10 protein-coding genes are annotated in these 11,678 nt (G+C 41.8%); 6 read left to right on the top strand and 4 right to left on the bottom strand.

Annotated elements, in window-relative coordinates:
- Positions 1-115 precede the first annotated feature (115 nt).
- Together N3A72_10150 and N3A72_10145 are read left to right on the top strand one after the other, a co-directional pair.
- On the top strand, positions 116-349 hold the full coding sequence (locus N3A72_10150) for an Lrp/AsnC ligand binding domain-containing protein (GenBank protein MCX7919943.1): 234 nt from the start codon (positions 116-118) through the stop codon (positions 347-349).
- Positions 350-408: 59 nt separating this feature from the next.
- Positions 409-681 (top strand): hypothetical protein, encoded by a 273-nt coding sequence (locus tag N3A72_10145; GenBank protein MCX7919942.1) that lies wholly within the window; start codon positions 409-411, stop codon positions 679-681.
- Between the two features lie 145 nt (positions 682-826).
- Here the strand turns inward: N3A72_10145 and N3A72_10140 are convergent, their stop codons facing one another.
- Both N3A72_10140 and N3A72_10135 read right to left on the bottom strand, forming a co-directional pair.
- Positions 827-1,174: a hypothetical protein gene (locus tag N3A72_10140; protein ID MCX7919941.1), complete on the bottom strand. Its 348-nt coding sequence runs from the start codon at positions 1,172-1,174 to the stop codon at positions 827-829.
- Positions 1,175-1,433: 259 nt separating this feature from the next.
- A complete protein-coding gene (locus N3A72_10135; GenBank protein MCX7919940.1) occupies positions 1,434-4,259 on the bottom strand; it encodes a DEAD/DEAH box helicase in 2,826 nt (941 codons plus the stop codon).
- A 441-nt stretch (positions 4,260-4,700) separates the two neighbouring features.
- On the opposite strand from N3A72_10135, the gene N3A72_10130 reads away from it, so the two are divergent.
- From N3A72_10130 to N3A72_10115, 4 genes are all read left to right on the top strand, one after another.
- Positions 4,701-6,785 (top strand): ATP-binding protein, encoded by a 2,085-nt coding sequence (locus N3A72_10130; protein ID MCX7919939.1) that lies wholly within the window; start codon positions 4,701-4,703, stop codon positions 6,783-6,785.
- A gap of 267 nt (positions 6,786-7,052) precedes the next feature.
- Entirely contained in the window at positions 7,053-8,357 is a 1,305-nt protein-coding gene (locus N3A72_10125; protein ID MCX7919938.1) for a nodulation protein NfeD, read from the top strand.
- A gap of 69 nt (positions 8,358-8,426) precedes the next feature.
- Entirely contained in the window at positions 8,427-9,293 is an 867-nt protein-coding gene (locus N3A72_10120; GenBank protein MCX7919937.1) for an SPFH/Band 7/PHB domain protein, read from the top strand.
- A gap of 70 nt (positions 9,294-9,363) precedes the next feature.
- Positions 9,364-9,687, top strand: a complete 324-nt coding sequence (locus N3A72_10115; GenBank protein MCX7919936.1) for a prepilin-type N-terminal cleavage/methylation domain-containing protein — start codon at positions 9,364-9,366, stop codon at positions 9,685-9,687.
- Between the two features lie 33 nt (positions 9,688-9,720).
- On the opposite strand, the gene N3A72_10110 is transcribed toward N3A72_10115, so the two are convergent.
- Positions 9,721-11,052, bottom strand: coding sequence for an MFS transporter (locus tag N3A72_10110; protein ID MCX7919935.1), 1,332 nt, complete (start codon positions 11,050-11,052; stop codon positions 9,721-9,723).
- A 46-nt stretch (positions 11,053-11,098) separates the two neighbouring features.
- On the bottom strand, positions 11,099-11,678 hold a 580-nt coding region (locus N3A72_10105), incomplete at its 5' end, for an NAD-dependent epimerase/dehydratase family protein (protein ID MCX7919934.1).

Genomic DNA, 11,678 nt, shown 5'->3' with positions numbered 1-11,678 from the left:
AATAATTTGGTTAACCGTTAACACTACGACTTGAAAAAGATCGCTCTCTGATACATAATGTTAACTGGAGATATATTTACCTTTTCGTTTGTGAGAAGAGAGGAGGTGAACCTTTATGGCAGCAGCGTATATTCTCATCGAGTTAACTGGTGGGAAAGCGAAAGAAGCGTTAAAGAAGATTAAAGCAATTAACGGGATAGAATGTGTTTCAGCGGTAACCGGACCGTATGATGCGATTGCCTATGCAGAAGCGAAAGATATCAACGAGCTTGGGGATATGGTGGTCTCGAAGGTTCGGGCGGTAAGCGGGGTGAGTAAAACAATCACCTGCTTAGTCGTAGAAATTTGAGCTAATAACCCCTGGTAAGCGTCGAGAATATTTCGGCGTCAACGGTGGGAACTTCCGTTATGACAACACTGCATGAAATCTATGAAGAAGAACAGCGTATGCGGAAACTGAAATCGCTGGTTGATTTAGTTGCTCAACAGTTGCGAGTAGGAAATTTTGATACCGAGCATGCCCAGCAGTTAATTGAGGAAACGAAACGAAAAGTTCTCGAGTTATTCCCCGATAAAGAGTTCCAGTTTGAATTAATCTACCGTCCACGGTTTAATCGGATTCTCCAGGAAAAAAAGATTGCTGATAGAAAAGATTATAAACCGACAGCTAATAATGGTTAATTTTCCTGTTTACTCGCGGATGCTACACTAAAGATGAGCTTTTGCACACTACGATTTCTATCGCTCGGATAGTGGTTTCCGCATAAAAACTGGGTTGGTTCATTATAAAGGCATTATCGAGAGATTAGAGTTGAGGATTGAATCGTCATCGTCTAGGTAATAAATCGTAGCTGCGGTCGCGTTGGCTAGCTTCTTTTTTCGTTTTTTCCAAATGTTCGATATGCTGATTTTTTTTAACCGCAACAATATATGCCCGGATAGAACTTGCAACGATAATCGCAAGATATATGATAACATAAGACCAACCACCCGCCTCATTAAATCCTAACGGGCTACTATAACAACTATAAATAAACCATTGGGTAATAAATCCAATAATTGCCCAAAGTATTGCAGGTAGATAACTGCCAACATAGTAATGTCCCAATCCGGGATATAAAACGCTCAATAGCACAGCTAACAATACCGATTTATAAGGCGATTTCTGTGGCATAGATATTTCTCTATTCTCATAATCACCGAGAGAATTACCCCAATAGTATAGACACAAAATGAATTATCTCGGTGCTTTATTGTAGCATTAAAATAAGAAAATTGATAGTAAAAAAAAAATCAAAGTTTAATTGAGCAAACTCCAGAGTCTGGAGTTTGCTCAATTAACCTTCCGGGTAGATGACAATAAATCTTATCTTAACCTGTTATATTTCAATCGGTTCGAATCCAGTTTTAGTAGAATTGAGAAGATGCCGTTCCTAACGTTGCCACTGTTGGATGATTTCTCGAAACTCATGATGCCAATGCTGGCTGAAATTATCAAAGTGGATAACCACATTTTCCGGCGGAAGATTGAGACGATAATATCCCTGTAAATCGTTATCAATCAGTTTATATTTTTTATGTTTTTGGAACCTCCGCAACGCACATCGCAACCGAGATAAATATCGAGAAACATTATCCGGATTATCAAGTTCATCTTTATGCGTCCATTTAATTCCCTTTTGGCCTGCTAGCGCTAATTTTAAGAGAATCAAATAATCGCGGTTCCGTAACCCGACTGCTTGGTTATTGATGCGAAGTAAGGTTCGTTTTCTCTCTGGTATCCCGAGCAGTTCGAGCGTATCGTACTCTAAAGTATGCTGAACGTGAGTATCTGCAGATGGAACCGTTACTCGAGGTGGTAAAAGGTCAGCTATCCGCCGCTGTAGTCGTTCCGCAACTGGTTGGGTCACGAGATTCGATAATTGGTCGAGCGTAAGTTCAGCAATCGCTTCCGGAGTTGAATATCCTTCTCGAACCAAACAGGCGACTCGCATCCGACCTAATCCGGGTATATTGAGTTGAATCAATGGAAGTGATTCTGTTTTAACCCCATAGCGTAACCGCAAAATCAATGGGTGCATGATTGCGATAGATTCATTGGGTAAACCGAGCGATTGCGCTAATCCGGATACCGCTTGAACTAACCAAGCGAATTCTTCCGCAAGATTTTTAATCGCACCGAAATATACCCGATATCTGCGTTCAAGGTCTGGCGTCGGGATTTCATTGATCCAGTGATAGAGAACCAGGGTTTTTTTCATCGCGAGCAATTTCGTTTGCATCGGGAGTAGACTCTGGTTCAAAATGTGCTTAAGAAACAATCGAGGTTCTGTCCCCAATTCGAAGATGAGTTTCATCAATTCAGTTTGATACATTCCGGTTCTGATTTCGTTTTTCGTTATCGGAAAAAGGAGATGACTTGCATCCGGAGTCAATGCGCTGACGAGCAGTATTTCAAGTTCTGAAATATGCCAGGAATCAACTTGTTGCAACCAGTTCAGAAAATGCCGGGTAGTATCAAAAGTTATTCCAGCAGATGCTGTTGCTTGGCCGATTGCAGTAGCTTCTAATTCATTTCGTGCAGAGGTGGTAATTAATCCCCATTGTTGTGCAACGTCAATCGATTGAGTGATACTATTGCCCAAAGGAACATCTGAATTCAATTCGACAGTAGTCCCAGGTTGAAATGCGGTTATATTATCTGAATGATCAGACAGGAAAACCCTGTCTCTCCGTTCAATGATTCCAAAACTTCGATACATCCGACAGATAAAATCGGTTAATTCCCTCACCGTTTTACACCAACCGGAACATATCAAATTCAGACAGAGCATTTCTAGATTCTCCTGCAGGAAGTGCGGTGCAAGTTTTTCGAACGGTCTCTCGATATACCATAACCAATAGGATAACCGTTGATGTTCATTTCCCGCAACGAGAATCGCCCGACCGAACTCCGATTCTATCCCGAACCGACCAACGCGACCAGCGAAATTTTCGAACTGGGATTTGCTCATCATCGTTGGGGTAACAGTTTTTTCTTGGCGATGATAGCAGAGAGTATGCGGAACGATAATAGCATTTTTCGCCTTTAAATTCACTCCTTGCCCGAGCGTGCTAGTCGCGATAACAATTCGGATTTCCCCAGAGCGAAAATAGGTTTCGATAATCTGACGGAATTCGATATCTAAATCTGCATTATGATAGGCAATCGCTCGATTCAATAATCGACACAACTCTTCTTTCACCAGACTATCTTCAAATTCATTCATTGCAGATAATGCAGTGAGTGCTGGGTCAAGTTTAACTCTATCAGCTAAGATGTTCGCCCAAAGCCGAGTTAACGATTTTTTGGGAACGAAAACGACGCTGGATTCATGTTTAACTTCCGCAAGGTATTGAACCAGCGATAATATCTGGTCAGTATTATATGGATCACCATCAATTGATGGTGAAGTAGGCGTATGATGTATCAAACCATTATGTACGGATTGTTTGGTGCGAAGAATCGCTCTTTGATTTCCTGTCTCAGGTGCGAAAAATATTTCTTCTCCGTTTTGTTTCGAGTTATGTTCCTGATATTCGAATATGCCGTTATACAGGATTCCTTTCCGTAGTTCTACCGGTCGCTCGGCATGAGTTAATACCGGAATAGCTAACCATCGCGCAAGTTGTTCTATATCACCGAGAACTGCGGATAATCCAAGCAATTGAAGATTTTTTCGGTTCTTTTGCCTATCGAAAATAATTTTAGTGAGTAATAAATCGAGTTCAACTCCCCGAGATTCATCGCCCAGCATCTGCAGTTCATCAATCACTAGCAATCCGATATGGTCTAGAAATTTAGGATGTTTTATTAATAACGAATTAACTTTTTCATACACCATAACAGCTATTTCGAAATGATATTCTTCAATACTGCGGTCAAATTCAATGCGGTCGCGAGTCGCGATAACTGTTCGCAAACCGAATAGGGTATAAACATTCTGAAACTGCCGAAATTTTTCTTCTGCAAGCGATTTCAATGGAACCGCAAAGATAACCTTCTTTTTTTCCAGCGCTTGTTTAACTGCAGCAAGTTCAGCAATAAACGTTTTTCCAGAAGAAGTTGGTGAAAAAACCAGTAGACTTTCGCCGTCAAGAACGTGATATTGTTTAACTGCCAACTCTTGTATTGGCAATAATTTATCACTATACTTCTGCTCCCATAATGAAATAATTTCCTGTGGAATGTTGAAAGCTTCTAGATACCGTAATTTCATATAACCACCAAATAAAAATGCAATAATTTTTATATATATAATAATATATAGCTATAAATTTGTCAAGTCTTGTGTCGGGGTAACCACCAGAACGAATATTCTTAAGAAATATAGAAATCTTCATGCTTTTCTCTCGACAAATAAACGCGAGTTCGAATTACCCGTTGATGTAACGGATGGTGTACCTGCTGAAAGAATAATGATACTTCAGCTACGCGCAATCAGGTCTAATGTTTATTGTTGGTTTTGATTAGGTGTTATGAAAATTGAGAATACATAGCAGTTCTCACCTTCATCAGTTAAGTGCAGACCCAAAAAAATATATTTACTTCCTTGATAAAAACCGAGAAGAAAATTGACTTTTTCGTTCGATTTCACTTGACAACTTCGGGACTGAATGCGATACTTAAACATATATAGTTTTGTTTATTGACCAGTTTTATGCTAGATATAAATAACAAGAAAACAATCACGGAATCTGATTTGCAGAAAACGCTTGCCCAATTACAAGCGCGCGTTGAAGAATTGGAAGCAGACCATATCTGGCTATCGTTTTTATCGCAAATAAGTTGGACATTAACCTCAACTTTTTCGCTGAAAGAGATATTAAGCCAGCTCGTTTTTTTTACCGCAGAACTATTACGAACCGAAATCTGTGTATTGCGGTTACTTGAAGGAGATGAATTGGTATTAGGTGCGCAAGTTGGGATTCCGCAAGATATGGTGTTTGAACGATTGCCAGCAAATGAAGGTATTGCTGGATACGTCACTCGCGAGAAACAACCCCTGCGAATTAATGATATTAAAACCCATCCGATTACTCGGGAATATTATTTCCGACACGGAGCACGATTTGATTTTTCTTCTTTTCTAGGTGCTCCATTAGTGGTTCGAGATACCCTAATCGGCATTATCGGAGTCTATACCAAAGAACCACGACAATTTACTGATACTGAATTAGAGCATTTAGTCGTGGTAGCGAATCATGCTGCAATTGCTATTGAAAATGCGCGTACCTTTGAATCTATGCAACAAACGAAACAGGATTGGGTTGAAACATTTGATGCTATCCCCGACGAGGTTTTTATTACGGATACGAACTACACGATTCGTCGGGCGAACCGTGCGTTTGCGGATAAACTCGGTCTTCCGTTCCATCAGATTATTGGCAAAAAATGTTATGAAATTGTTGAACGAATGAACCGCCCACCAGAATATTGTCAGCAACATAAAATGATGTTGCTCAAAGAACCGGTTACCAACGAATTTGATGATATCCAACGGGGAGAAACCCTGCAAATCAACATTATACCAATAAAGAATGACCGGAACGAAATTACGGGAGCAGTACATATCAACCGCGATATTACGAAATGGAAACAAATGCAACAGCAACTAATACAATCAGAAAAACTCGCTGCGCTAGGTCAGTTGATGTCGGGAGTAGCGCATGAGTTGAATAACCCGTTAACCGGCGTATTCGGTTATGCGGAACTGTTAATGCGGAAAGAACTTGACCCGAGTGTAAAGCCGGCAATAGAAAAAATCTATCGTGAATCGCAACGGGCAGTGAAAATCATTCAGAATCTCCTTGGATTCGCTCGACCATATAAGCCGGAAAAAATCTATACGCATATTCATCAAGTGCTCGAAGATACTCTTGCATTACGGGAATACGAATTGCGGGTCAATCGTATTACGATAGAACGCGACTATACACCACATTTACCGAAAACAATGCTCGACCCGCATCAGATGCAGCAAGTGTTCCTGAATATTATTATGAATGCCGAATCGGCGTTGAGCCAGCTTCCGATAACCGTAGAGCGGAAACTAACCATTAGCACCAAATTTGCGGTTTCGGAAGAAAATCGGCTGCGAATTGAATTTATTGATAACGGACCGGGGATAGCGCCAGAGCATTTATCGAAAATTTTCGACCCGTTTTTTACTACGAAGGAAGCTGGTCATGGAACAGGACTCGGTCTATCGATAGCGTATGGAATAATTCAAGAGCATCAAGGCACGATATTTGCTCAGAGTGAACCTGGTCACGGCGCAAAGTTTATCATTGAGTTACCAATATTAGAAGAGAACGGAATACCGAAACCGAGGTTGACGTTGACTAGAAGCGAAAAGGATATAAGTCAGCAGCAGCCGAAAAAGATTTTGGTTATTGACGACGAAGAAAGTATCGGTATGTTCTTGCAGGAAGCGTTGCGCGATGAACAGCATCAGGTTGATATTGCAACTAACGGTAGTGATGCTTTGCGGAAAATTATTGCGACGGAATATGATATTGTGTTAAGTGACATAAAAATGCCAGGGTTAGATGGTGAAACATTATATCAACAGATTAAGCAGGTGAAACCAGAACTAGTGACTCAGCTGGTGTTTATGACCGGAGATATCATTAATCCGCAAACGAAACAGTTCCTAGCGCAAACGCAGGCCGCATTTCTGGAGAAGCCGTTTACTATCCAAATGGTTCGCGAGGTGATACGCCGCATTCTAGCAGGAAGATAAGAATATTGTTCTCGAGGGCAGAAACGCCAAAATCTTGCAAAAAATTCTGAACAGCGGTTGTTTAGAAGTTGAAAAGAATAATTTTAAGGATAAGGATAAATCCTTAATAATTTTCGACTAACGTTGGGTAGAAACGAACTTTTGGGCGGATTGTTTTGATCTATCCTCGTTAGGGAATAGCGCAACCGTTAGCGCTTAGGTTAAAGTTTTTTAGCTACATATAATATCAGCTAGTAAATACTGAGAAATAAATTCTTAGGTGAGTCTATGAAAAAAAATACATATCTTTTTCGAGTATTATTTGGTGCTATATTGATTATCGGATGTAGTGGGATTGCTTTTTCGGATAGTAATGGGGTGGTACATTGGATTCGGTTAGATGGGATAATTAATCCAGTTGCTGCGGAATATATCGTTCGTGGGATTGAACTTGCGGAAAAAGAGAATGCGGTTTGTATCGTGTTGGAGCTGAATACGCCTGGCGGATTAGATAGTTCGATGCGGAGTATCATCCAGAAAATGTTGGCAAGTAAAGTTCCAGTTATAACCTATGTTTCTCCAGCAGGAAGCCGAGCGGCATCAGCGGGGTTGTTCCTTGCGGTAGCATCGCATCTGGTGGCAATGGCGCCGGGAACTAATCTCGGTGCTGCGCATCCGGTTGATATGACCGGAAAAGGAGCTTCGGATAAAATTACGGAAGATGCAGCGGCGTATATTCGGAGTATTGCGGAACAGCGGGGTCGAAATGTCCAATGGGCAGAAGCGGCGGTTAAACGGAGTGTATCCGCCACGGCATCAGAAGCGACTACCTTAAAGATGGTAGATTTTATTGCGAAAGACCGGCAGGAACTATTAGCGAAACTAGACGGGGTCTCGGTTACTGTTCTCGGAAAACAAATTACTTTGGCAACGAAAAATGCTACGGTTAAAGAAGTGCCCATGACACTTCGCGAACAATTTTTGCATGCGCTCGGCAATCCAAATGTTGCCTATGTATTATTTATTTTAGGCATCTACGGATTAATTTATGAACTGGCGAGTCCGGGATTCGGCTTATCCGGTATTCTAGGCGGAATATGTATTATTCTCGCATTAGTCGCATTTGAAAGTTTACCATTTAACTTAGCGGGATTACTGCTTATTCTCTTTGGGATAGCGTTATTCATTGCGGATATTAAAGCGCCAACACATGGCGTGCTTACGGTCGGTGGAATTGTCTCATTGTTTATTGGCTCGTTATTAATCTTTTCACCTGCCGGGACAAAGGAGGCACCGTATATCTCTATGGGCGTATCATTAAGTGTTATTATCACGATGGTTATTTTAACCACGGCATTTTTCGTGTTTGCGATTACGAAAGGACTCCTTGCGCAACGACGAAAGACTATCAGCGGAAAGGAAGGTATCATAGGCGCAATCGGCGAAGTTACCGTTGATTTGAATCCAGCTGGTGAAGTGCAGGTGTTAGGTGAACGATGGAGCGCGTTTACCGAGCAAGGACCGATTGCGCGTGGTGAAAAAATCCGAGTTATCGATTTAGACGGACTTCGGGTTAAGGTTGAAAGAGTATAATCCTTCATAGCCAATTTAGTATTGTACATTTTTCATTGAACTTTTGCATAAAGGAGGTGAATTGAGAATATGCAACAAATCACGGTTATCATCGGGTTTGTCGTTCTTTTATTTCTGTTGATGCTCGGGTCGATGGCAATCAAGATCGTGCGAGATTACCAACGACTGGTAGTGTTTCGTTTAGGAAAATGTATTGGACAGAAGGGACCAGGTTTAGTTATTCTTATTCCGTTTATAGACCAGCCGGTTTGGGTAGATTTACGGGAACTATTCCTCGAAGTTCCGTCGCAGACCTGTATTACGAAAGATAACGCTCCGATTTCAATCGACTTCTTAATCTATTGGAAAGTTATGGATCCGGAACGGAGCGTTATTCAGGTATCGAATTTCGCTGGCGCTTCCCAAGGGATAGCAACGACGACGTTACGTGCGGTGGTTGGAGATATTCTACTCGACGATGTACTTGCGAAACGAGAACAGATTAATGTCGTTCTGCGCACCAAACTTGATGAAGTTACAGAACGATGGGGCGTGAAAGTTACCACCGTTGAAATTCGGGAAATTCTACCGCCGAAAGATGTTAGTGAAGCGATGGTGAAACAGATGACCGCAGAACGGAATCGGCGTGCTATCGTTACGGAAGCGGAAGGGAAGAAACAAGCAACGATTACTATCGCTGAAGGAGATAAACAATCGGCTATTTTACGGGCGGAAGGCGACCGACAAGCGGCGATCCTGCGCGCAGAAGGATATGCGTTAGCATTGAAGACGATTTACGATTCAGCAAAAATTATTGATGCGAAAACGATGAGTTTACAGTATCTAGAAACCTTGAAATCGTTGGGAGCAAGTGCTTCAACGAAATTCGTTCTTCCAATGGAATTTACCAACTTACTGAAACCGTTTATCGAACATGCGAGCGAATCAATGAAGTAAATGTTTGATTGAACATATTCGAAAATAAATATTCGGGCGCAATTAGACGGAATCGATTGCGCCCTTTTTTATGAAACGCGGATTTTCTTTAATTGAGCTTTTAATGGTAATCGCTATCATTGCTTTGATTGCCACGGTTGCGATATACAACTATTCTCAGGGGATAACCCGGTCGAAAGTATCCCGAGCAATGGCAGAACTGCGATTGATCAAAACATCTCCGTTATCGTTGACGAAAATCCCCGATGCTGACCCGTGGGGAAATCCATATCAATATAATCCGCAGACCGGCATAGATTATAGTTACGGACCCGATGAACAAGATGATGCCGGATTGGTGCTTTACGACCCGACGAATGGCGTGAAAAGTCGGGGAGATATTTACCTTCCATGACCTTCGAACGAGGATATAAATCCTGAGTTTACGTTAGCGCAGATTATCTATCTCCGTTACTCCGCACGCGTTTACTTTTTGTAAATAGCAGAGTAGTCCAAAATTGATACATTGCAGGCCTAATGCCGTGATAAACGGTAGTTTTGGATGGAACGTATAGAGAGAGGCGCCGAGCGGTCCGCCGGGAAGACTGAAGAGCATTGCCCCGAGTCCGCTCACTGCCAATACTTTCGCCCGATATCGGTCTTCCGTCAAACTGTTCATAACCAGACTATCCCGTAAGGGAGATAAAAGTCCCAATCCTCCTGCTGAAATAGAAGCAAATAATAAGAGAAGAAGAAATTGACCTGCTGGTATGAGCAGAAAAATAATTGAGGATAAGACGATAAGCCCATAGCTTATCCGGAGATAAAATTTTATTTGGTTCGCGCGCACCTGCGGAATGATTAATAAAATAATCAAGATCATCGTTATTGCGCTTACCGGCGGAAGCCAGGAGATAATCGCTTGGTTAAATTGAAGCCCGTTCGTATCAGTTAAGTATAATGGTTGGAAGGTTGTCCAGATCGTATATTGGAGTCCACCAATACATCCGGCGAAAAAAAGGATGCGTAAGGTCAAATTATTCCAGCCATATTTCATTGCGGCAAGATACTCTGAAAAACTATTTTTCATATTGCATACGAACTGTTGGTTCAGGGCAACCGTAACATTTCTTTTCGGTTCTTTTAAATGAATCCAGCGAATCGTTAAACCGCTAGCTACCAAGATAAGCGCAAGCCCATACATCAAGCGGCAGCCAAGTTCCGTGCCAAATTGAGCTACGAAATATCCTCCGACCGGAACAAACATGCCGGAAAGAAAGAACACGACATATAAAAATCCGAAATTATTTGCGGTTTTCTCCGGCGGAATATCTTCAGCAAATAAACATAACCATGCCGGCAGAACGATCCAGGCGAATCCGTTAAACACCGCTGCAAGAATAAAATCCGTTTTTGTTTTCGCGAATAACCAGATGAGTAACGGGATACCCCAGCAGATTAAATCGAACCACATTACAGTTCTTTTCCGTCCCCAATGGTCGGCAATATAACCGCCAATTAACGTTGCAGGGATTTGCGCGGCAACAAATAGGAAAGTGACCCAACCGATATCGAGTTTGGTTAGATTCAACGCTTGCATATATAGCACCGTATAGGTTGAAAACCACCCGATTGGGATACTCCAGCACGGTTCGGTGATAACCAGAACACGCGCATTTCCAACCAAATCGCGCAGCATCAATCGCATTTTTCGTGGTCGCTCGGCAATGAACGCGACCATCGTTTGGGTTAGTTCCTGATAAGTTTCGTAACTCGGCATAATGAAGGGATATTAGAAATCGAAATTTAAATACACTGATTTGACATTAGATATAGTCTAGGACATCTTGTAACCGTTTCGGTTGAAAACCGAAATGGTGATTGACTGCATCCAGTGCGGTAATATTATCTACGGCTAATAAAGCGAGTTGGTCGGTAGTAATCGGCGGGTTTGGGATAACCATCTCCATCATGTTAACGAACGGTTGTATCAGCGGTATCGGAACATGCACTTTGAATTTCCGTTTATTGAGTTTCGCCATAAGGATATCTATGAGCTGTTCATACGTCAGCTGTTCCGGACCGCCAAGTTGATAAGTTTTTCCGACAGTTGTATTATCATCTAAAACTTTCAGGATGCAGGTACAGATATCTTCAACCCAAATCGGTTGGAATCGGGTTTTCCCAGAACCGAGAATCGGGATAATCGGCGATAGTCGAATGATTCGGGCAAGTTTATTGATGAACTCATCGCCTGTTCCGAACATAATTGACGGTTGGAATATCGTCCAATCAATTCCGCTATTTTTAACTTCTTGTTCTCCGAGCCATTTTGAATAGGTATAGCGAAACCGTTGGTCGGAACTTGCACCAAGGGCACTGATATGAATCAACCGAAATACCCCA

The organism is bacterium (assembly GCA_026416715.1).
Classification (GTDB): domain Bacteria; phylum UBP4; class UBA4092; order JAOAEQ01; family JAOAEQ01; genus JAOAEQ01.
Note: the sequence above shows the minus strand (reverse complement) of the source record. Positions and strands in the feature narration are given on the sequence as shown.